Origin of the sequence: Leclercia sp. W6 (assembly GCF_003336345.1) — a bacterium.
In the GTDB taxonomy this organism is placed as follows: Bacteria; Pseudomonadota; Gammaproteobacteria; order Enterobacterales; family Enterobacteriaceae; genus Enterobacter.
In genome coordinates, this window is sequence record NZ_CP031104.1 from 432876 (window position 1) to 455366 (window position 22491).

The following is a 22491-nucleotide window of genomic DNA, read 5'->3' on the forward strand; positions in this document are numbered from 1 at the left end:
TATCAATACGCAAAAGGTGTTACTGTGCCCGTCACGCCCGCGGGAGCGGCTTTCTTTCAGGTAAAGTACGAATATGGATTGCCGTCCGGACTGCGGAGCATGTTGCACCGCCCCCTCCATCTCCAGCCCCATTCCCGGGATGCCCAACGGCAAGCCTGCCAATACCCCCTGCGTGCAGTTGGACGCGCAACAGCGCTGCAAAATCTTCGGCTTGAGCTCGCGGCCCAAAGTCTGTGCTGGCCTGCAGCCGTCGCGGGAGATGTGCTGCGATACGCGCGGCCAGGCCATGACCTGGCTGCTCGAACTCGAGGCGCTTACCGCGCCTTAAATGTCCTTTATACGCGTCAGACAGATCGTCGTAGCGATGCACATCCCCAGCGCAATCCAGAATACCGCGTGATAACTCCAGATCTCGGCCACGACGCCCGCCACGGAGCCTGCGATGATCCAGCCGACGCGGGTGGTGTTGGTATAAAGCGTGGTGGCCGCGCCCGCCTGACCCGGCATCAGATCCTGGAAATAGAGCATGCCGATCCCGGCGAGAATGCCAATATAAATGGCGTTCAGCAGCTGTAACCCCAGCAACACTACCGGCGTGTGCGCGGTGAGCATCCCGACGTAAAACAGCAAACCGGCAACGGCGGCAACGCGCATCAGGAAGCGCTTACCGAAGCGTTTTGCGTAGTAGCCCGCAATCAGCATCGTCGGGATCTCCAGCCCGGCTGCGGTTCCCATCATTACCCCCGCCAGCTTCTCGGAGAGATGCAGCTCATTAATGATAAACAGCGGCATATTGATGATATAGAGGCTGTTAGTGCCCCACATTAAGGTGCAGATGGTAAACAGCAGCAGGGCGTCGCGACGGTTGCGGCGCGGTGACTCCAGTACGCCGGTTGCCAGCTTCGGCTCCTTGCGCATCGTCGGCAGGAAAACCCAGACCATCGCGCCACAGACCACAAACGCCACGGCGGCGCTGATATACATCACCGGGAAGCCAAAGCCCATCGCCAGCGCATAGGCCACCGGCGGCCCCACGACCCAGGCCAGCGACACCTGGGCACGCAGGATCGAGCTGAACATCACCGCCTCGCGACCGGTATGGTCGGCATGTTCGCGGGCGAGGGCAAACAGCTGCGGGTTGGCGGTAGAGCCAAAGCTGCTAAGGAATACGCCGACAAACAGCAACACAAAGTAGTTACGGTTCCAGGCGAACAGCAGACAGGCCAGAACACCCAGCAGACAGCAGAAGACGATTAAGGATTTGCGATCGCCCCGCTTGTCTGAACGACCGGCCAGGAACTGGCTGACCAGGATGCCGATAATGGCGCTACCGGTAAAGAAGAAGCCGACCATGGCCGGGCGGGCATGCACCTCGTTGGTAAGGAACAGGCTCAGCGTCGGGGTCTGTAACGCGCCGGCAATGCCGGTAAGGAAAGCAACAATTAAAAACGCCGATGAGGTCAAATCAAATGACTTCGGTGAGGCGGCTGCGGGCGTGGTGTGCATGTTTCTGTATCAGTGATATGAAGAGACGCGGAGTTTACGCCGCTTGTCATAAAATAAACAGATACCCTCGCCAATTACCCCACAAAAAATCAAAACGGGTTTTTATTCCGCCGCTGCGCTTGCTGAAGTTGCTGAAGCCGAGCGGTTGTACGCCCCCGGAAGGCAGCGGCCTGCAGCAAAAATGTGCTGTAACTCTAAATTCTGCATGCTGAAATGCGGCTTTACTTGCAAGGAAGCCTGTAAAGCGCAAGACTTCTTGAAACGTTTCAGCGCTAATTGGTTTACCTAACCCAAACGGATTGGCGCCTTTTTTCACATTTAAGCTGAAACGATTCAATTTCAGCAGGAGTGGAGAACCATGTTCCAGTTATCCGTGCAGGACATTCATCCCGGCGAACAGGCCGGTACTAAAGAAGAGGCTATCCGGCAGATCGCCGCAGCGCTGGTGCAGGCGGGCAACGTCGCCAACGGCTACGTTGACGGCATGCTGGCGCGTGAGCAGCAGACCTCAACTTTCCTTGGCAATGGCATCGCCATTCCGCATGGCACCACCGATACCCGCGATCAGGTGCTGAAAACCGGCGTTCAGGTCTATCAGTTCCCGCAGGGCGTGCTCTGGGGTGAAGGCCAGGTGGCCTATGTTGCCATCGGCATTGCCGCCAGCAGCGATGAGCACCTCGGTCTGCTGCGTCAGCTGACGCACGTCCTGAGCGACGACGCCGTGGCTGATCAGCTGAAATCTGCCACCACCGCCGAAGAGCTTCGCGCCCTGCTGATGGGTGAAAAGCAGAGCGAAGCCCTGAAGCTGGATAACGAGACGCTGACGCTCGACGTAGCCGCCTCCGATCTGGTGACCTTACAGGCGCTGAACGCCGGTCGCCTGAAAGAGGCTGGTGCAGTGGATACCGCCTTCGTGGCCCACGCCATTAACGACAAACCGCTGAATCTCGGTCAGGGCGTCTGGCTGAACGACTGTGCTGAAGGCAACCTGCGCAGCGCTATCGCCGTCAGCCGTGCGGCAACCGCATTCGATACCGCCGGTGAAACCACGGCGATGCTGGTGACCGTCGCCATGGCCGATGAACAGCCGGTTGAGGTGCTGAAGCGCCTTGGCGATCTGCTGCTGAACAAAAAAGCTGAACAACTGCTGAAAGCGGATGCCGCAACCCTGCTGGCGCTGCTGACCAGCGATGATGTGAACACCGATGAACTGCTGAGCGCCGAGTTTGTGGTGCGCAACGAACATGGCTTGCATGCCCGTCCTGGCACCATGCTGGTTAATACCATTAAACAGTTCAACAGCGACGTGACCGTGACCAACCTCGACGGCAGCGGTAAACCGGCCAACGGCCGCAGCCTGATGAAAGTCGTGGCGCTGGGCGTGAAGAAAGGCCATCGCCTGCGCTTCACCGCGCAGGGTGCGGATGCTGAACAGGCGCTGAAAGCGATTGGCGAAGCCATCGCGGCGGGTCTGGGGGAGGGCGCATAATGAGCAGACGTGTTGCCACTATTACGCTGAACCCGGCTTACGACCTCGTGGGCTTTTGCCCGGAAATTGAACGCGGCGAAGTCAACCTCGTGCGTACCACTGGCCTGCACGCGGCAGGTAAAGGGATTAACGTTGCCAAAGTGCTGAAGGATCTGGGCATCGACGTCACCGTCGGCGGTTTCCTCGGCAAAGACAACCAGGATGGTTTCCAGCAGCTGTTCAGCGAGCTGGGGATCGCCAACCGTTTCCAGGTGGTGCAGGGGCGTACCCGCATCAACGTGAAGCTGACCGAGAAAGATGGCGAAGTTACAGACCTGAACTTCTCAGGTTTTGAAGTGACCCAGGCCGACTGGGAGCGTTTTGTGAATGACTCCCTGACCTGGCTGGGTCAGTTCGACATGGTCTGCGTCAGCGGCAGTCTGCCGTCCGGCGTCAGCCCGGAAGCCTTTACCGACTGGATGACGCGTCTGCGCAGCCAGTGCCCATGCATCATCTTTGACAGCAGCCGCGATGCGCTGGTGGCGGGTCTGAAAGCCGCACCGTGGCTGGTGAAACCTAATCGTCGCGAACTTGAGATCTGGGCAGGCCGTAAGCTGCCAGAATTAAAGGATGTGATTGAAGCCGCCCATGCGCTGCGTGAGCAGGGTATCGCTCATGTGGTCATCTCTCTGGGGGCAGAGGGTGCGCTGTGGGTTAACGCCTCCGGCGAATGGATCGCCAAACCACCGTCGATGGAAGTGGTCAGCACCGTCGGTGCCGGCGACTCGATGGTGGGCGGGCTGATTTATGGCCTGCTGATGCGCGAATCCAGTGAACATACTTTACGTCTTGCCACCGCCGTTGCAGCCCTGGCCGTCAGCCAGAGCAATGTCGGTATTACCGATCGTACCCAGTTGGCCGCGATGATGGCGCGCGTTGACTTAAAACCCTTTAACTGACAGCAGGAGAGGCATAATGAAAACGCTGCTGATTATTGACTCTGCACTCGGACAGGCGCGCGCCTATATGGCGAAAACCCTGCTGAGTTCGGCGGGACATAAAGCACACCTTGATTTCATCGACAACCCGGGCGATGCCGAACTGGTTATCGTCCTGGGCGACAAAATCCCGGCGGACAGCTCGCTGAACGGTAAAAAAGTGTGGCTGGGCGATATCAACCGCGCCGTTGCACACCCGGAACTGTTCCTGAGCGAAGCGAAAGGCCATGCGGCACTCTATACCGCACCTGTCGCGGCGGCGGAAACGGCTGTTGCTGCGGGGCCGAAACGCGTGGTGGCGGTTACCGCCTGCCCGACCGGCGTAGCGCACACCTTTATGGCGGCGGAAGCCATTGAAACCGAAGCCAAAAAACGCGGCTGGTGGGTAAAAGTCGAAACCCGCGGCTCCGTAGGCGCAGGTAATGCGATCACCCCGGAAGAGGTGGCGGCTGCGGATCTGGTGATTGTGGCGGCAGATATCGAAGTGGATCTGGCGAAGTTTGCCGGTAAGCCGATGTACCGCACTTCCACTGGTCTGGCACTGAAGAAAACCGCGCAAGAGCTGGACAAAGCCCAGGCTGAAGCGAAACCGTTCCAGCCTGCGGGCAACACCGCGGCTGCGGCTTCTGAAGGCAAAAAAGAGTCTGCTGGCGCGTATCGTCACCTGCTGACGGGCGTCTCCTATATGCTGCCGATGGTGGTGGCGGGCGGTCTCTGTATCGCGCTCTCCTTCGCCTTTGGTATCGAAGCCTTTAAAGAGCCGGGTACCCTGGCGGCGGCGCTGATGCAGATTGGCGGCGGCTCGGCGTTCGCGCTGATGGTGCCGGTCCTTGCGGGTTACATTGCGTTCTCTATAGCTGACCGTCCGGGTCTGACTCCGGGTCTGATCGGCGGTATGCTGGCCGTGAGCACCGGCTCTGGCTTTATCGGCGGGATCATCGCGGGCTTCCTCGCAGGCTACATGGCGAAGCTGATTAGCTCGAAGCTGAAACTGCCGCAGAGCATGGAAGCGCTGAAACCGATCCTGATCATTCCGCTGATCTCCAGCCTGGTGGTTGGCCTGGCGATGATCTACCTGATTGGTAAGCCGGTTGCGAGTATCCTCGAAGGCCTGACCCACTGGCTGCAAACCATGGGCACCGCCAATGCGGTCCTGCTGGGTGCGATCCTCGGTGCGATGATGTGTACCGATATGGGGGGTCCGGTGAACAAAGCATCTTACGCCTTCGGTGTCGGCCTGCTGAGTACCCAGACCTATGCGCCAATGGCTGCCATTATGGCGGCGGGTATGGTGCCACCGCTGGCGCTGGGCCTGGCGACTATTGTTGCCCGTCGTAAGTTCGACAAGGCGCAGCAGGAAGGCGGTAAAGCGGCGCTGGTACTGGGCCTGTGCTTTATCACCGAAGGGGCGATTCCGTTCGCTGCCCGTGACCCGATGCGCGTGCTGCCATGCTGTATCGTCGGTGGCGCGGTGACCGGCGCTATCTCCATGGCGATTGGCGCGAAACTGATGGCGCCGCACGGTGGTCTGTTTGTTCTGTTAATCCCAGGTGCGATTACGCCAGTGCTGGGTTACCTGTTTGCGATTATCGCCGGTACCCTGGTGGCTGGTCTCTCTTACGCGGTGCTGAAACGCCCGGAAGCTGAAGCGGTTGCGGCGAAAGCAGCATAATCTCTCACCATCCGAAAAGGGCAGAGGCGACTCTGCCCTTTTTTTTGCCTTTAATCGTGTTGCTGCTCGCAGTTTTTTGGAGACAAGAAAAAGTTATCTACAAAAAATTGTGATTCTGTTCATAACCCTTTCACACCCTCTTTCCCACCGCTTTACTTTCCCCTTCTTACGCATACTATGAACACGTGTTCACATATAAACATGTGCTCTAATAGAAATTAAAATTACTCCCTCGCTTAATTATCATTGCGATGGCCTGCGTGCCAGAGGATGTTCTATGCGTGAAAAGGATTATATTGCTGTTATTGGTTCTGCGAATATGGATGTTGCGGGGTATTCAAACGCCTCGCTTAATTATGCGGACTCTAACCCAGGGAAAATTAAATTTACCCCCGGCGGTGTTGGGCGGAATATTGCGCAAAATCTTGCCTTGCTGGGAAAAAATGTCTGGCTACTTTCTGCTGTCGGCGATGACTTTTACGGTCAGTCGCTGCTATCACAAACCCAGGCCGCTGGCGTACAGGTGGAAAAATGCCAGGTGATCGCGGGCGAAGGCACCTCCAGTTATTTATCCTTGCTGGATAATACCGGCGAAATGCTGGTAGCCATTAATGATATGGCTATTTCTGACTACATCAATCCGGACTATCTGGCCCACCACCTGGCCTTTCTGCGTGCGGCAAAAGCGGTGGTGATCGACTGCAATCTCAGTGAATCTGCGCTGGGCTGGATATTTGAAAATGCAGGCCAGGCACCGGTGTTCGTTGACCCCGTCTCGGCCTGGAAATGCAACAAAGTGCGCGACTGGCTGGGCCATATCCACACGCTGAAGCCCAACCGGATTGAAGCCGAAACCCTGAGCGGCATCCCGCTCTCCTGCGCGGCGGATGCCCCGAAAGTTGCGGCCTGGTTTCACCAGCATGGCCTGTTTCGGCTGGTATTGAGCATGGGCGGCGACGGCGTTTATTACAGCGAGAAAGGAGGCGAAAGCGGCTGGTCTGCCCCGTTTAAAACCCAGCTTGTCAATGTCACCGGCGCGGGCGATGCGATGATGGCGGGGCTCGCCTTCTGCTGGCTGGAAGGGGCCACATTTGCCCATTCCGTTCGTTTTGCCCAGGGCTGCTCGTCGCTGGCGCTCGCTTCCGTATATACCAATAACCCTGATTTATCGGCTGAAAACGTTAACGCATTAATGGAGAGAGAACATGTCTGAATTAAAATTATCTGCTGAGTTCCTGCAAATTTCTCCTGAGGTTCAGGACGCTTTAAATAATAACAAACCGATTGTAGCGCTTGAATCTACCATTATTTCTCACGGCATGCCTTTCCCGCAAAATGCCCAGACGGCGCTGGAAGTTGAAGATGCGATTCGCCAGCAGGGGGTTATTCCCGCCACTATCGCCATTATTCGTGGCGTAATGAAAGTGGGGCTCAGCAAAGAAGAAATTGAATTATTAGGCCGTGAAGGCCATGCCGTGACTAAAGTCAGCCGCCGGGATTTACCTTTTGTGGTCGCCGCCGGAATAAATGGCGCGACGACGGTTGCCTCAACCATGATTATTGCGGCGATGGCCGGGATTAAGGTTTTTGCTACCGGCGGAATTGGCGGCGTACACCGCGGTGCGGAACACACGTTTGATATTTCTGCCGATTTACAGGAGCTGGCGAAAACCAATGTCGCCGTGGTTTGCGCCGGGGCAAAATCTATTCTCGACCTCGGGTTAACCACCGAATATCTGGAAACCAACGGCGTACCGTTGATTGGCTATCAGACCCAGTCCCTGCCTGCCTTTTTCTGTCGCACCAGTCCGTTTGAGGTCAGCGTCCGTCTCGACAGCGCGGAAGCCATCGCGCGCGCAATGGCGGTGAAATGGCAGACTGGCCTTAACGGCGGCCTGGTGGTGGCGAATCCCATCCCGGAACAGTTTGCGATGCCAGAAGAGACCATCAACGCCGCTATCGACCAGGCGGTGAAGGAAGCGGAAGAGCAGGGCGTGACCGGCAAAGCCAGCACGCCGTTCCTGCTGGCCCGCGTGGCGGAACTGACCGGCGGCGACAGCCTGAAATCCAATATTCAGCTGGTCTTTAACAACGCCCGCCTGGCCTGCGATATCGCGAAGGCGTACCAGCGCATCGCGTAATCTTTTCACAGGCAGTTTGCCGTCGCCTGTCTTCACAGTGGAATAACGGATACCCGGCCAGTCGCCGGGTTTTCAGGTAAGGAAATCATTATGGACGTAATGAGAAGTCTGCTGGGTATGGCGGTTCTGTTGGCGATAGCCTTCCTCCTGTCGGTCAATAAACGCCGTATCAGCCTGCGTACCGTTGGCGCCGCTTTTATTTTGCAGGTGGCAATTGGCGGCATCATGCTCTATTTCCCACCCGGCAAATGGCTGGTGGAGCAGGCCGCCATCGGGGTAAGTAAAGTCATGTCCTACAGCGATGCCGGCAGCGCCTTTATCTTTGGTGCGCTGGTGGGACCGAAAATGGACACCCTGTTTGACGGGGCCGGGTTCGTCTTTGCCTTCCGGGTGCTGCCCGCCATTATCTTTGTCACCGCGCTGATCAGCCTGCTCTACTACATCGGGGTGATGGGGCTGCTGATCCGCGTGCTGGGTGGCATTTTCCAGAGAGCGCTGCGTATCAGTAAAATCGAATCCTTCGTGGCGGTGACCACTATCTTCCTCGGCCAGAACGAGATCCCGGCGATCGTGAAACCCTTCGTCGATAAGCTGAACCGCAACGAGCTGTTTACCGCTATTTGCAGCGGGATGGCGTCCATTGCCGGTTCGATGCTGATTGGCTACGCCGGAATGGGAGTGCCGATTGATTACCTGCTCGCCGCCTCGTTAATGGCCATTCCTGGCGGGATTTTGTTTGCCCGTCTGCTGAGCCCGGCCACGGAGGCGTCACAGGTCACCTTCGATAACCTGTCGTTCAGCGACACGCCGCCGAAAAGCATTATCGAAGCCGCGGCGACCGGGGCGATGACCGGGTTAAAAATTGCTGCCGGGGTTGCGACGGTGGTAATGGCCTTTGTGGCGATCATCGCCCTGCTGAACGGTATTCTGGGCGGCATTGGCGGCTGGTTTGGCATGGAAAGCCTGAGCCTTGAGGGGCTGTTTGGTTATGCCCTCGCGCCACTGGCGTGGATCATGGGGGTCGAATGGCAGGATGCGACGCTCGCAGGCAGCCTGATTGGACAGAAGCTGGCGATTAATGAATTCGTTGCCTATCTCAACTTCTCGCCGTATCTGCAAACCGCCGGGCAGCTGGATGTGAAGACCATCGCCATCATCTCTTTTGCCCTGTGCGGCTTTGCCAACTTCGGCTCGATTGGCGTGGTGGTAGGGGCCTTTTCTGCGGTATCGCCCCAGCGCGCCCCGGAGATTGCCCAGCTGGGCGTGCGGGCACTGGTGGCGGCCACGCTCTCTAACCTGATGAGCGCCACCATTGCGGGCTTCTTTATTGGCTTAGCAGGCTAGTGACGCAGGCCGGGTAGGGCAACTACCCGGCCTGTTTACGGCTGGCTGTCCAGTAGCGACAGGACGTTATCTACCGACAGCGTCGGGTTATTGATACTCTCACTGGCGCGGGAGAGCGCCGCGCAGGCACCCGCGAATCGGGCACTCTCCGTAAAATCGCTCCCATCGAGGAAGGCATAAATCAACCCCGCCATAAAGGCGTCATCGGCACCAAAGCGGTCAACCACCGGGTGGGTGGGGGGCTTCAGCAGAAGCGGCTCCGCGCCCTGCTCACTGCACAGCACCGAATCATCTTCCAGACAGACCACAATCCGCTGCACCCCTTTCTCATGCAGGACGGCGAGGGCGCTCTTGCGATCCTCGCACTCCGCCAGGATCTGCAGCTCCTTCAGCGTCGGCTTCAGGGTATGGATGCGCGACAGCCAGGGTTTGATCCTCTCGGCTTTAAATTCTGAAACCGTGTCGACAAACACCGGCACATCCCCGGCGAGGGTAAAGACCCACTCCAGCGCTTCCGCGGTGAGGTTACAGTCGGCCAGCACCACGCCCGCATGGGCCAGCAGCTCGCGCGACTGGTTCAGCAGCTGCGGCGTCAGCCCCTGCAGGATATGGGTGTCATTGATCGCCAGCACAGTGTCGTCCTGCGGACTGGCAATCGACAGATAGGTTGCGGTGCTTTGTCCGTGCAGGCGGATGGTACTCTGCACGTTAACGCCCGCCTGGCGGGTCTGCTCCAGCAGGGTTTCGCCATAAAAATCGCTGCCCACGGCAGAGATCAGGTGCACCTCGCGCCCCAGCAGCGCGAGGTTATGGGCGATGTTACGCGCCACGCCGCCCGCCGCGCACTGAATGGCCCCCGGATGGGAGGAGGGTTCAGGAAAACGAATATCGGCCACCCCGCGAATATCCATATTGATGGCGCCGAGCGCCACGCAATAATCCTGTTCGGTCAGGATATAGCCTTTGCCCTTGATCGCCCCCTTGCGCATCAAATCCATAATGTGCGCGGCGACGCGGGAGCGGCTGATATCGAGGATCTGGGCGATTTCATGTTGCTGAATAAGGGGGTTGCGCCGCAGGATCTTCAGGATCTGCTTTTCCCTTTCGTTCATCATTCTGCGGTGGCCTCGGCATGCTGTTGCGCTTTCAGCCAGGCGATCTCCTCCGCCCAGATATCCGGGTTGATGGTTTCCAGCACCAGCGGAATGTTGTCGAAACGCGGATCCTGCATGATAAAGCGGAACGCATCATGGCCGATGTTGCCTTCCCCCAGGCTGTGGTGACGGTCAACGCGGCTGCCGAAGGTGCTTTTCGCATCGTTAAGATGCATACCGCGCAGGTACTCAAAGCCCACGACGCGCTCGAACTCGGCGAAGGTTTTCGCACACGCTTCCGCGCTGCGCAGGTCGTAACCGGCGGCAAAGGCGTGGCAGGTATCAATGCAGACGCCGATGCGGGATTTATCTTCTACGGCGTCGATGATGGCCGCCAGATGCTCAAAGCGAAAACCGAGGTTGCTGCCCTGTCCGGCGGTATTTTCAATCACCGCCGTCACTCCCTGGGTCTGTGCCAGCACGATATTGATCGACTCGGCGATCCGCGCCAGGCAGGCATCTTCGTCGATTTGTGCCAGATGGCTGCCGGGATGGAAGTTCAGCAGCGTCAGGCCGAGCTGCTCGCAGCGCTGTACCTCATCAAGGAAGGCTGCGCGGGATTTGTCCAGCGCCTCCTGTACCGGATGACCGAGGTTAATCAGGAAACTGTCGTGGGGCAGGATCTGGCCGGGGGAGAAATGGTATTTTTCGCAGGCCGCTTTGAACTCATCAATCACCTGAGTGGTTAACGGCGCGGCGCGCCACTGGCGCTGATTTTTGGTGAACAGGGCGAAAGCGGTCGCCTCAATTTCGGCGGCGCGAATAGCGGCATTTGCCAGACCGCCGGCAGCGCTGACGTGCGCTCCAACATATTTCATAAAGGGACTCCTGTTAACCCGCAAACGCATATGATAGCGGGTTAACAGGATAAGGCTACAGCGGTTTATGCCATCAGGCTATGCACCGCCAGGTTAATGGCGCCCCCGCCGACAATCAGCCAGACAAAGAGCAGCAGCGCCATCAGCAGCGGTTTCGCCCCGGCTTTTTTCAGAGCGCTGACGTGGGTGGTTAAGCCCAGCGCCGCCATCGCCATCGCCATCAGGATGGTATCCAGCGTCACCAGCATATCCACGACCGCTTTGGGCAGCAGATGGAACGAGTTAAACACCGCGACCACAATAAACAGAATGGCGAACCAGGGGATGGTGATTTTGCTCTTCTCGCCGTTGCCCGCTGGCGCAAGCTGTTTCACCCTTGCGGCCAGAACCAGCAGGAACGGCGCCAGCATCATCACCCGCAGCATTTTGGCGATCACCGCGGCGTTCTCCGCATCCGGGCTGATGGCGTGACCGGCCGCCACGACCTGGGCCACTTCATGCATCGTCGAGCCGATATAGATGCCGTAGGTTTCCGGGCTAAACCAGTGGGCTACCAGCGGATACATGGCGGGATAGAGGAAGATCGCCAGCGTACCGAAGATCACCACCGTTGCCACCGCCACGGTCACCTTGCTGGACTCGGCCTTTACCACCGGCTCGGTGGCCAGCACCGCCGCGGCGCCGCAGATGCTGCTGCCCGCACCAATCAGCCAACTGGTCTGTTTGTCGAGCCCGAACACCTTCTGGCCGATAAAGCAGGCCAGTAAAAAGGTGCTGGAGAGCGTTAAAATATCAATCGCAATACCGCTTACCCCGACGTCGGCAATCTGCGCAAAGGTCAGACGAAAGCCATACAGGATGATCCCGAGTCGCAGCAGATGCTGCTTGGCGAAGATAACGCCGCCGTCGCACGGCTTGTAGATCTGCGGATAAACCGTATTTCCGACGACCATCCCCAGCAGGATAGCCAGGGTCAGGGCGCTGAATCCGGCGCCTGCAACTGCCGGGATGCTGCCGCCCCATAATGCGACACCGGTGACCAGCGCGCTCAGCGCCAGGCCCGGAATGTAATGCCACACGGTACGATGATGCTGTAGGGTGAGTGTTGTCATAACCGTCTCCTTTTCTCTGGCTAAAAGGTTACGGCGCGCTGGCTTAAAAATAAAATTGATTATATATTTATAATTAATCTTTATAAGTGGTAAGCAGGGTGCTTACCCTACCGGATAGCGACTATGCACATTACCTTACGCCAGCTTGAAGTCTTCGCCGAAGTACTGAAAAGCGGATCGACCACCCAGGCCTCTCAGATGCTGGCGCTCTCTCAGTCTGCCGTCAGCGCCGCGTTAACCGATCTCGAAGGTCAACTGGGGGTTCAGCTCTTTGACCGGGTAGGGAAGCGGCTGGTGGTGAACGAGCATGGACGTTTGCTCTACCCGCGCGCGCTGGCGTTGCTGGAGCAGACCGTCGAAATCGAACAGCTCTTTCGCGAGGATAATGGCGCTATTCGCGTCTACGCCAGCAGCACCATTGGCAACTATATCCTGCCTGAAGTGATTGCCCGCTATCGCCGGGATTTCCCGACCCTGCCGCTGGAGATGAGCGTCGGTAACAGCCAGGATGTCATCACCGCGGTGATCGATTTTCGGGTGGATATCGGCCTTATCGAAGGGCCATGCCACAACGCCGACATTATTGCTGAGCCCTGGCTGGAGGATGAGCTGGTGGTCTTCGCCTCGCCGGCCTCTTCTTTATTACAGCAGGAGGTGACCCTGGAGCGGCTGGCGCAGGCGCCGTGGATTTTACGCGAGCAGGGCTCAGGTACGCGTGAGATCGTCGATTATCTGCTGCTCTCCCATCTGCCGCAGTTCCATATGGGCATGGAGCTCGGCAATTCAGAGGCCATCAAACATGCGGTGCGCCACGGTCTTGGCATCAGCTGCCTGTCGCGGCGGGTGATTGCCGAACAGCTGGAGAGTGGAACGCTGGTGGAGATCCCCGTGCCGTTGCCCAATAAGCTGGTGCGCACCCTGTGGCGTATCCACCACCGCCAGAAGCACCTCTCTAATTCCCTCCAGCGTTTTCTGCGTTACTGCGAAATGTAATCCTGCCCGGCGGCGTTTTGTCCGCCGGTAGTCATTACTCGCATCAATACTATTCTCTGCTTTACTTATAATCCTGGACCGGTCATGAAGCTCTCTTATAACAGGGCATTTGTGCCGGAAGAGCCGGCGATCGTCTGCTACAATCGCGCCTCATTTTTTGAATGGACAGCATTTTCACATGGTTTCCGAAACTAAAACCACAGAAGCGCCCGCGCTACGTCGCGAACTCAAGGCGCGTCACCTGACGATGATCGCCATTGGCGGCTCTATCGGTACAGGCCTCTTTGTCGCCTCTGGCGCGACGATTTCAGCAGCGGGTCCTGGCGGCGCGCTCTTTTCCTATATCCTGATCGGTCTGATGGTCTACTTCCTGATGACCAGCCTGGGTGAACTGGCGGCGTACATGCCGGTATCCGGTTCTTTTTCTACCTACGGTCAGAAATACGTTGAAGAAGGCTTTGGCTTCGCGCTGGGCTGGAACTACTGGTACAACTGGGCGGTGACCATCGCCGTGGACCTGGTGGCGGCACAGCTGGTCATGACCTGGTGGTTCCCGGACACGCCGGGCTGGATCTGGAGTGCGCTCTTCCTGGCGGTGATCTTCCTGCTCAACTACATCTCCGTGCGCGGCTTTGGTGAGGCCGAATACTGGTTCTCCCTGATCAAAGTGGCGACCGTGATCATCTTTATTATCGTCGGCCTGGCGATGATCGTCGGTATCTTCCAGGGTAGCGAGCCTGCGGGCTGGAGCAACTGGACGGTTGGCGATGCACCTTTTGCGGGTGGTTTATCGGCGATGATTGGCGTGGCGATGATTGTCGGCTTCTCCTTCCAGGGGACCGAACTGATCGGTATCGCGGCGGGTGAATCCGAAAACCCGGAGAAGAACATCCCGCGCGCGGTGCGTCAGGTCTTCTGGCGTATCCTGCTGTTCTATGTGTTCGCCATCCTGATTATCAGCCTGATCATTCCGTACACCGATCCGAGCCTGCTGCGTAACGATGTGAAAGACATCAGCGTCAGCCCGTTCACCCTGGTGTTCCAGCATGCCGGTCTGCTCTCTGCGGCGGCGGTTATGAACGCGGTGATCCTGACGGCGGTGCTGTCGGCAGGTAACTCCGGGATGTATGCCTCTACCCGTATGCTCTACTCCCTGGCCTGCGATGGCAAAGCGCCGCGTATCTTCGCGAAGCTCTCCCGTGGCGGTGTGCCGCGTAATGCGCTCTACGCCACCACTGTGATTGCCTGCCTGTGCTTCCTGACCTCGATGTTCGGCAACCAGACCGTCTACCTGTGGCTGCTGAATACTTCCGGGATGACGGGCTTCATCGCCTGGCTGGGCATCGCCATCAGCCATTACCGTTTCCGTCGCGGCTACGTGAAGCAGGGTTACGATATTAACAACCTGCCATACCGCTCCGGCTTCTTCCCGCTGGGTCCGATCTTCGCCTTTGTGCTCTGTCTGATCATCACCCTCGGCCAGAACTACGAAGCCTTCCTGGCCGACACCATCGACTGGGGCGGCGTAGCGGCCACCTATATCGGTATTCCGCTGTTCCTGATCATCTGGTTTGGTTACAAGCTGGCGAAGGGAACGAAGTTTGTGCGCTACAGCGAAATGGAATTCCCGAATAGCTTTAAAAAATAAGCGCACCACCTCTCTCTAACCCGCTCAGCCGAGCGGGTTTTTTATTTCTCCACAGTATGCTCTCTTGACATAACTTTTAACAATTTAATTGATAATGGTTATCGTTTGCTTTATCATTAGCAAAGTAATCAAAAGGATGAAGGAGTCAACTTTCTCGCCTTGGTCAGGGGAGGGGTTGCGGCCACACCTGCAAAGAATTACCAGACCGACCCGCCCAAAGAAGCGGGCGGCATGCAATGCAATGTGAGCAGTACATATTTGATTTTGCTGTGTTTACCTCATGGAAAAATGGAATGTTTAGGTTGAATCCCTTCGTTCGGGGAGGGCTGTGCGCGTCTGCTCTTTCCCTGGCCCTGCCGGTTGCGGCGGTGGAATCTGGCGACACGATGGTCGTTACCGCCTCGGCCAACGAGCAAAACCTGAAAGATGCCCCCGCCAGCATCAGCGTCATCACCCAGCAGGATCTGCAGCGTAAGCCGGTGCAGAATCTGAAAGATGTGTTACAGGACGTGCCGGGCGTGCAGTTAACCAACGAAGGGGACAACCGCAAGGGCGTCAGTATCCGCGGGCTGGACAGCAGCTATACGCTGATCCTCATCGACGGCAAGCGCGTCAACTCGCGCAATGCCGTGTTCCGCCATAACGACTTCGATCTCAACTGGGTGCCGGTGGACGCCATCGAGCGCATCGAAGTAGTGCGCGGGCCGATGTCCTCCCTCTACGGCTCCGATGCTCTGGGCGGCGTGGTCAATATCATCACCAAAAAGATCGGCCAGAAATGGACCGGCACCCTCACCGCCGACACGACTATTCAGGAACATCGCGATCGCGGCGACACCTACGGCGGTCAGTTCTATACCAGCGGCCCGCTGGTGGATGGCGTCCTCGGCCTGAAAGCCTTCGGCAGCGTCTCCCAGCGTGATAAAGACGATCCGCAGTCCTCTTCCACCAGCGCTACGGGCGAAACCCCGCGTATCGAAGGCTTTACCAGCCGCGATGCCAACGTGGAATTTGCCTGGACCCCGAACGAAAACCACGATTTCACCGCCGGGTATGGTTTCGACCGTCAGGATCGGGATTCCGACTCGCTGGACAAAAACCGTCTGGAGCGCCAGAACTACTCCCTGAGCCACAATGGCCGCTGGGGGCTGGGCAACAGCGAGCTGAAATTCTACGGCGAGAAGGTGGACAACAAAAATCCGGGCAACAGCAGCGCGATCACCTCCGAAAGCAACTCCATCGACGGTAAATATGTCCTGCCGTTGGGGGAGATTAACCAGCTGGTGACCTTTGGCGGAGAGTGGCGTCACGATAAGCTGAAAGATCCGGTCAACCTTACCGGCGGCAACAGCAGTAATACATCGGCCAGCCAGTATGCGCTGTTCCTGGAAGATGAATGGCGGATCTTTGAGCCGCTGGCGCTCACCACCGGCGTGCGCATGGATGACCATGAAACCTACGGCGACCACTGGAGCCCGCGTGCTTACCTGATTTATAACGCCACCGATACTCTAACGGTGAAAGGCGGCTGGGCAACGGCATTCAAGGCGCCGTCACTGTTGCAGCTGAGTCCGGACTGGACCACCGGATCCTGCCGCGGTGCATGTGAAATCGTCGGTAGCCCGGACCTGAAACCAGAAACCAGTGAAAGTTTTGAGCTGGGGCTGTACTACAGCGGGGAAGAGGGTTGGTTAGAAGGCGTTCAGGGGAGCATCACCGCTTTCCAGAATGACGTTGATGACCGGATCAGCATCAGCCGTACCGCCAACGTCGGCCAGGCGCAGAGCTACCCTAACTATGTCGGGCTGAATGCCGACGGCGAGCCGGTGTTCCGCTATTACAACGTCAATAAGGCGCGTATCCGTGGCCTGGAGACGGAGATTAAGTTCCCGATTGCCGAAGAGTGGCGAATGACGCTGAATTACACCTATAACGACGGGCGTGATATCAGCAACGGCGGCAACAAGCCGCTCTCCGAGCTGCCGTTCCATACCGCAAACGGTACGCTGGACTGGCAGGCGACCCAGGCGTGGTCTTTCTACGTGCAGGGGAATTACACGGGTGAGAAACGCGCGATTACCGATGGCGCGGCAACGCCGGGTGGCTATGTGGTGTGGAACACCGGTGGTGCATGGCAGGCAACCAAAAACGTTAAGCTGCGTGCGGGCGTCATGAACCTGCTGGATAAAGATCTCAGCCGCGACGACTACACCTATACCGAAGAAGGACGCCGTTACTTTATGGCGGTGGATTACCAGTTCTGATCGAGGGATCGCCGGAGCGGTGCGGTCTGTTTGCCGGGCGGCGCTGCGCTTGCCCGGCCTACGGGCTGATGTGGGTTTTGTAGGCCCGGTAAGCGAAGCGCCACCGGGCATGAGGCTGGCACTTACTTCAACAGCTGCTGCGCATGGAAGCGCAGATGATCTTCAATAAACGACGCAATGAAATAATAGCTGTGATCGTACCCCGGCTGGATACGTAACGTCAGCGGCCAGGCCTTCTGACGCGCGGCTTCCGCCAGCACCGCCGGTTGTAGCTGGCTTGCCAGGAACTGATCGGCATCGCCCTGATCGATAAGCGTCGGGATCGCCTGTTCCGGCTGGCTGTTCAGCATCAGGGCGCAGCTGTCCCACGCCTGCCAGTTTGCAGCATCTTCACCCAGATAGTGGCTAAAGGCTTTCTGCCCCCACGGCACCTGCGTCGGATTGACGATAGGCGCAAACGCCGAGACGCTGACATATTTACCGGGGTTTTTCAGCGCCATCACCAGCGCACCGTGACCGCCCATCGAATGGCCGCTGATGGCACAGCGATCGGATACTGCAAACTCCGCCTGGATCAGCGCCGGCAGCTCGTCACGCAGATAATCATACATCCGGTAATGACGCGCCCACGGCTCTTGGGTGGCGTTCAGGTAGAACCCGGCGCCTTTGCCCAGGTCATACCCGGCATCGTCCGCCACGTCGTCGCCGCGCGGGCTGGTATCCGGCATCACCAGGGCGATCCCCAGTTCGGCCGCTACGCGCTGGGCGCCCGCTTTGGTGGTGAAGTTCTCATCATTGCAGGTCAGGCCGGAGAGCCAGTAAAGCACCGGCGGTTTCGCCCCGTCGGTTGCCGGAGGAAGAAAAATGCTGAACGTCATCGCGCAGTTCAGCACCGTGGAGTCGTGACGCCAGCGCTGCTGTCGACCTTCAAAACAGTGGTGCTCTTCGAGCAGTTCCATGCAGGGCTCCTTCAGGAAGGTAAGATCGGGATTGAAAGCCATAATACAGATTATTCAGTAACGTGTGAGCAACTTTCACTTCCGCATTCGCCTCATATCCTGCATCATGAATTTACGAAACTTTAACAATCGGGGTGGTCATGGCGCTGCGTATCGCGCTCAGCGGATTTGTGGTTCTGGTGGTGGCGATGGGAATAGGGCGCTTTGCCTTTACTCCTCAGGTGCCGCTGATGATTTCGGCGGGCGAGCTCACCCTGACCAGCGCCGGGCTGGTGGCGGCGATGAACTATCTCGGCTATCTGGCGGGAGCGTGGGATGCCATGCGCGCGCACCGGTTTGTCGAGGGCCGTCTGTGGCTGGGGATCGTTGGTGCAGTGGCGCTCACCCTGCTTTCCGCCGTCGCGGATAATGCGGTGATCCACGGGCTGCTGCGCTTTGTGATTGGTTGCATGAGCGGCTGGTCGATGGTGCTGATTGCTGCCTGGACCAACGAACGGCTGGCCCATTTTGGCAAGCCGGGCCTGAGTGCCGCGGTGTTTGCCGGGCCGGGGGCGGGGATCGCCTTAAGCGGCCTGCTGGCGGTCTGGATCCAGGCGCAGGCGCTCTCCGCCAGCGCTGCCTGGCAAATCTACGGCCTGCTGGCGCTGGTGCTCGTCGCGCTGGTGGCCCGCTACCTGCCGCGTGCCGGGCAGCTGCATCGTCCGGGCACGACGCCGGAGCCGCTGACGTTAACCCGCGATCTGCGTCGTCTGGTCTGGAGCTACAGCCTCGCCGGGTTTGGCTACATCCTCCCGGCGACGTTTCTGTCGCAGATGGCGGCGCTGCGCTTTCCTGGCAGCGCCTTTGCCCAGTTTGTCTGGCCGGTTTTTGGTGTCGCCTCGATGGTGGGTATTGCCCTCAGCATAGCCTTGCGCCACGTCGCGTCGACCCATCGTCGGCTGGCGATCGTGCTCTGGTTGCAGGCGGTGGGAGTGATTGCCGCCTGGCTGATGCCGGGGATGGCCGGTCTGGTGACCGGTGCGCTGCTGGTCGGCGGCGGATTTTTATGTGCGATGCAGCTCTCGTTGCTCTATGGGCGTGAACTGGCACCGAATCATACGCGTTACATGGCCGGGTTACTGACGACCGGCTATGCCATCGGGCAGCTAATTGGCCCGATGACCTCGGCACTGTCGAGCTGGCTTACCCATCAGCTTGAGCCTGCGCTGGGCCTTGCCGGTATCGCATTGTTTGTTGCGGGCGGACTGGTCTGGCAGCGTCAGGTTGAAAGGTAACGACAATTAGAATAATTATCGCGGTGAATACTGGATTATGCTCGCCGCCTCGCGCACAATGAGTGCACATTTTGCCCCACGGAGGGCAGAAGAGCGCCACACCTGCAGGAGAAAAGAATGTCATCAATGAGTAAAGAAGCTGCCCTCGTCCATGAAGCGCTGGTAGCACACGGCCTTGAAACGCCGCTGCGCCCACCGGTTCAGGAGATGGACAACGAAACACGTAAAAGTCTTATTTCCGGGCACATGACCGAAATCATGCAGCTGCTCAATCTCGATTTGAGTGATGACAGTCTGATGGAGACGCCGCGTCGCATCGCCAAAATGTATGTCGATGAGATTTTCTCCGGGCTTGATTACGCTAATTTCCCGAAAATTACCGTCATTGAAAACAAAATGAAGGTCGATGAGATGGTGACGGTGCGCGATATCACCCTGACCAGCACCTGCGAACATCACTTTGTGACCATCGACGGTAAAGCGACCGTGGCCTATATCCCGAAAGATGCGGTGATTGGCCTGTCCAAAATCAACCGTATCGTGCAGTTCTTTGCCCAGCGTCCGCAGGTGCAGGAGCGTTTAACCCAGCAGATCCTCATCGCGCTGCAAACGCTGCTTGGCACCAACAACGTGGCGGTATCGATTGATGCGGTACACTACTGCGTGAAAGCGCGTGGCATTCGTGATGCGACCAGCGCCACCACCACCACCTCGCTGGGCGGCCTGTTCAAATCGAGCCAGAATACCCGCCAGGAGTTCCTGCGCGCCGTCCGTCACGTTAGCTAATCGTCAGGGCAGGGTACATGGAAAGAAATGTCACGCTGGATTTCGTTCGTGGCGTCGCTATTCTGGGTATTCTGCTTCTGAATATAAGCGCCTTCGGTTTGCCGAAGGCCGCTTACCTCAATCCCGCCTGGTATGGCGATATCACTCTTCGCGACGCCTGGACATGGGCGGTGCTGGATCTCTTTGCCCAGGTCAAATTTCTTACCCTGTTTGCGCTGCTGTTTGGCGCAGGTCTTCAGCTGTTACTGAAACGCGGTAAACGCTGGATCCAGGCCCGGCTCTCTCTGCTGGTGCTGTTCGGATTTCTTCATGGGCTGCTATTCTGGGATGGCGATATTCTGCTGGCCTATGGGCTGGTAGGGCTGATCTGCTGGCGCATCATCCGCGACGCACATGATGTCAAAAATCTCTTCAATACCGGCGTGGTGCTGTTTCTAATCGGCGTGGCTATATTGCTGCTGCTGGGGATTATCTCCGGCGGCTCCACCAACCGCTCCTGGGTGCCGGATGCGGCGAACCTGCAATATGAGCAGTACTGGAAATTGGGCGGCGGACTGGAAGCCATCAGCAACCGGGCGGATATGATTGGCAACAGTTTACTGGCGCTCGGCGCACAGTATGGCTGGCAGCTGGCGGGGATGATGCTTATCGGCGCCGCGCTGATGCGTACCGGCTGGCTGAAGGGCGAGTTCAGCCCGCGCCACTATCGCCGTACCGGGATGTGGCTGGTGCTGGTGGGGCTGGCGGTTAATCTTCCGGCGGTGATCGCCCAGTGGTATCTGCACTGGGATTATCGCTGGTGTGCATTCCTGTTGCAGGCGCCGCGCGAGCTGAGCGCGCCGTTTCAGACGATTGGTTATGCCGCGCTCATCTACGGTTACTGGCCACAGCTCTGCCGTTTCCGGCTGGTGACGGCGGTGGCCTGCGTGGGGCGCATGGCGCTCAGCAACTATATTTTACAGACGCTAATCTGTACCACTTTGTTCTATCAGCTTGGCTTATTTATGAAGTTCGACCGGCTACAGCTGCTGGGCATTGTCCTGCCGGTGTGGCTGGTTAATATTCTTTTCTCCGTCCTCTGGATGCGCCATTTCCGTCAGGGGCCGCTGGAATGGGTATGGCGGCAATTGACCATACGTGCGTCAGGCGTTTCATCAAGCCATACATCCGGATAACGATCTGGATCACAATCATTAACAAAACGGATGTAACCGTTTTCATCCTTGTGACCTTCTTCACGTAGTCCTCGCCTTGTCGCTGCCAGAATAGACACCTTGCTAAACACAGGGGGTGTCTGTGAGTCGCTGCAATCTAAATAAGGGTGGTGAATATGATCACCATTCGTGACGTCGCGCGTCAGGCGGGCGTTTCTGTCGCCACCGTTTCCCGGGTTCTCAACAATAGCGCGCTGGTCAGTCCGGAGACGCGGGAGTGCGTGATGAAAGCCGTCACGGCGCTGGGCTACCGGCCTAATGCGAACGCCCAGGCGCTGGCGACCCAGGTCAGCGATACCATCGGCGTGGTGGTGATGGACGTGTCAGATGCCTTCTTCGGTGCCCTGGTAAAAGCCGTCGATATGGTGGCCCAGGAGCACCAGAAAAACGTGCTGATCGGCAACAGCTATCACGAGGCGGAAAAAGAGCGTAACGCCATTGAGGTGTTGATTCGCCAGCGCTGTAACGCCCTGATCGTGCATTCAAAAGCCCTGAGCGACGAGGAGCTTTCTGCCCTGATGGAGCAGATCCCCGGCATGGTGCTCATTAACCGCATCGTTCCCGGCTACGCCCACCGCTGCGTCTGCCTCGATAACGTCAGCGGAGCGATGATGGCGACGCGGATGCTGATGAACAACGGGCATCAGCGCATCGGCTATCTGGCCTCCAGCCACCGCATTGAGGACGATGATATGCGCCGGGAAGGCTGGCAGAAAGCGTTGCTTGAACAGGGTATTACCGGATCAGACAGCTGGATCGGCACCGGTGCGCCGGACATGCAGGGTGGGGAAGCGGCCATGGTGGAGCTGCTCGGGCGCAACCTGCAGCTGACCGCGGTCTTTGCCTACAACGACAGTATGGCGGCGGGCGCACTCACGGCGCTGAAAGACAATGGCATTGCGGTGCCACAGCATCTGTCATTGATTGGTTTTGATGATATCCCGATTGCCCGTTACACGGACCCGCAGCTGACCACAGTCCGCTACCCCATCGCCTCCATGGCCCGGCTGGCCACGGAGCTGGCGTTACAGGGGGCCGCCGGGAAGCTGGATATGAATGCAACACACTGTTTCATGCCAACTTTAGTGCGCCGCCACTCCGTTGCCATTCGGCAAACTGTGGTGCCGATCACTAACTAAT

The 22491-nt window shown here is 58.0% G+C and carries 20 protein-coding genes; 14 read left to right on the plus strand and 6 right to left on the minus strand.

Going from position 1 to position 22491, the window contains the following annotated elements; genetic code table 11:
• Nucleotides 1–73: 73 nt before the first annotated feature.
• A complete protein-coding gene (locus DVA43_RS02115; RefSeq protein WP_114314424.1) occupies nucleotides 74–328 on the plus strand; it encodes a YkgJ family cysteine cluster protein in 255 nt (84 codons plus the stop codon).
• On the opposite strand, the gene setB is transcribed toward DVA43_RS02115, so the two are convergent.
• Both setB and DVA43_RS24445 read right to left on the minus strand, forming a co-directional pair.
• Nucleotides 325–1506 carry a sugar efflux transporter SetB gene (setB, locus tag DVA43_RS02120; protein ID WP_114314425.1) on the minus strand — a complete coding sequence of 394 codons (1182 nt, stop codon included), beginning with the start codon at nucleotides 1504–1506 and terminating at the stop codon, nucleotides 325–327. The two genes, DVA43_RS02115 and setB, sit on opposite strands and share 4 nt — an antisense overlap.
• Before the next feature lie 46 nt (nucleotides 1507–1552).
• Entirely contained in the window at nucleotides 1553–1843 is a 291-nt protein-coding gene (locus DVA43_RS24445) for a hypothetical protein (RefSeq protein WP_147271007.1), read from the minus strand.
• A gap of 21 nt (nucleotides 1844–1864) precedes the next feature.
• Between DVA43_RS24445 and fruB the strand changes: the two genes are divergently transcribed.
• From fruB to DVA43_RS02150, 6 genes are all read left to right on the plus strand, one after another.
• On the plus strand, nucleotides 1865–2995 hold the full coding sequence (gene fruB / locus DVA43_RS02125) for a fused PTS fructose transporter subunit IIA/HPr protein (RefSeq protein ID WP_114314426.1): 1131 nt from the start codon (nucleotides 1865–1867) through the stop codon (nucleotides 2993–2995).
• Complete coding sequence (gene fruK, locus DVA43_RS02130; RefSeq protein ID WP_114314427.1) at nucleotides 2995–3933, plus strand: 1-phosphofructokinase; 939 nt, start codon at nucleotides 2995–2997, stop codon at nucleotides 3931–3933. The genes fruB and fruK overlap by 1 nt, the downstream gene beginning before the upstream one ends.
• A gap of 16 nt (nucleotides 3934–3949) precedes the next feature.
• Nucleotides 3950–5644, plus strand: coding sequence for a PTS fructose transporter subunit IIBC (fruA, locus tag DVA43_RS02135; RefSeq protein ID WP_114314428.1), 1695 nt, complete (start codon nucleotides 3950–3952; stop codon nucleotides 5642–5644).
• 277 nt (nucleotides 5645–5921) lie between these two features.
• Nucleotides 5922–6857, plus strand: coding sequence for a pseudouridine kinase (locus tag DVA43_RS02140; RefSeq protein ID WP_103825008.1), 936 nt, complete (start codon nucleotides 5922–5924; stop codon nucleotides 6855–6857).
• The gene (locus tag DVA43_RS02145) at nucleotides 6850–7785 is read left to right on the plus strand and encodes a pseudouridine-5'-phosphate glycosidase (RefSeq protein ID WP_114314429.1); all 936 of its coding nucleotides are present in this window, start codon (nucleotides 6850–6852) and stop codon (nucleotides 7783–7785) included. Before DVA43_RS02140 ends, DVA43_RS02145 begins: the two co-directional genes overlap by 8 nt.
• Nucleotides 7786–7875: 90 nt before the next feature.
• Nucleotides 7876–9129, plus strand: coding sequence for a NupC/NupG family nucleoside CNT transporter (locus tag DVA43_RS02150; protein WP_114314430.1), 1254 nt, complete (start codon nucleotides 7876–7878; stop codon nucleotides 9127–9129).
• A 35-nt stretch (nucleotides 9130–9164) separates the two neighbouring features.
• On the opposite strand, the gene DVA43_RS02155 is transcribed toward DVA43_RS02150, so the two are convergent.
• The 3 genes from DVA43_RS02155 to DVA43_RS02165 form a co-directional block, all read right to left on the minus strand.
• On the minus strand, nucleotides 9165–10241 hold the full coding sequence (locus tag DVA43_RS02155) for a sugar kinase (protein WP_114317055.1): 1077 nt from the start codon (nucleotides 10239–10241) through the stop codon (nucleotides 9165–9167).
• Complete coding sequence (nfo, locus tag DVA43_RS02160) at nucleotides 10241–11101, minus strand: deoxyribonuclease IV (protein ID WP_103180343.1); 861 nt, start codon at nucleotides 11099–11101, stop codon at nucleotides 10241–10243. Before nfo ends, DVA43_RS02155 begins: the two co-directional genes overlap by 1 nt.
• A 65-nt stretch (nucleotides 11102–11166) precedes the next feature.
• On the minus strand, nucleotides 11167–12213 hold the full coding sequence (locus tag DVA43_RS02165) for a YeiH family protein (protein WP_114314431.1): 1047 nt from the start codon (nucleotides 12211–12213) through the stop codon (nucleotides 11167–11169).
• A gap of 123 nt (nucleotides 12214–12336) precedes the next feature.
• Between DVA43_RS02165 and yieE the strand changes: the two genes are divergently transcribed.
• The 3 genes from yieE (at nucleotide 12337) to cirA (ending at nucleotide 17118) form a co-directional block, all read left to right on the plus strand.
• Nucleotides 12337–13206: a DNA-binding transcriptional regulator YeiE gene (gene yieE / locus DVA43_RS02170; protein ID WP_103180339.1), complete on the plus strand. Its 870-nt coding sequence runs from the start codon at nucleotides 12337–12339 to the stop codon at nucleotides 13204–13206.
• A 178-nt stretch (nucleotides 13207–13384) separates the two neighbouring features.
• Nucleotides 13385–14854, plus strand: a complete 1470-nt coding sequence (locus DVA43_RS02175; protein WP_103180338.1) for an amino acid permease — start codon at nucleotides 13385–13387, stop codon at nucleotides 14852–14854.
• A 293-nt stretch (nucleotides 14855–15147) separates the two neighbouring features.
• The gene (gene cirA / locus DVA43_RS02185) at nucleotides 15148–17118 is read left to right on the plus strand and encodes a catecholate siderophore receptor CirA (protein WP_114314432.1); all 1971 of its coding nucleotides are present in this window, start codon (nucleotides 15148–15150) and stop codon (nucleotides 17116–17118) included.
• Nucleotides 17119–17240: 122 nt separating this feature from the next.
• On the opposite strand, the gene fghA is transcribed toward cirA, so the two are convergent.
• Nucleotides 17241–18077 (minus strand): S-formylglutathione hydrolase, encoded by an 837-nt coding sequence (gene fghA / locus DVA43_RS02190; RefSeq protein ID WP_114314433.1) that lies wholly within the window; start codon nucleotides 18075–18077, stop codon nucleotides 17241–17243.
• 140 nt (nucleotides 18078–18217) lie between these two features.
• On the opposite strand from fghA, the gene DVA43_RS02195 reads away from it, so the two are divergent.
• The 4 genes from DVA43_RS02195 to galS all read left to right on the plus strand — a co-directional run bounded on the left by DVA43_RS02195 (nucleotide 18218) and on the right by galS (nucleotide 22490).
• A complete protein-coding gene (locus DVA43_RS02195) occupies nucleotides 18218–19351 on the plus strand; it encodes a YbfB/YjiJ family MFS transporter (RefSeq protein WP_114314434.1) in 1134 nt (377 codons plus the stop codon).
• Nucleotides 19352–19468: 117 nt separating this feature from the next.
• On the plus strand, nucleotides 19469–20137 hold the full coding sequence (gene folE, locus DVA43_RS02200) for a GTP cyclohydrolase I FolE (protein ID WP_103180331.1): 669 nt from the start codon (nucleotides 19469–19471) through the stop codon (nucleotides 20135–20137).
• Nucleotides 20138–20154: 17 nt separating this feature from the next.
• Entirely contained in the window at nucleotides 20155–21312 is a 1158-nt protein-coding gene (gene yeiB / locus DVA43_RS02205; RefSeq protein WP_114314435.1) for a DUF418 domain-containing protein YeiB, read from the plus strand.
• Between the two features lie 155 nt (nucleotides 21313–21467).
• Complete coding sequence (gene galS, locus DVA43_RS02210; RefSeq protein WP_114314436.1) at nucleotides 21468–22490, plus strand: HTH-type transcriptional regulator GalS; 1023 nt, start codon at nucleotides 21468–21470, stop codon at nucleotides 22488–22490.
• Nucleotide 22491 lies beyond the last annotated feature (1 nt).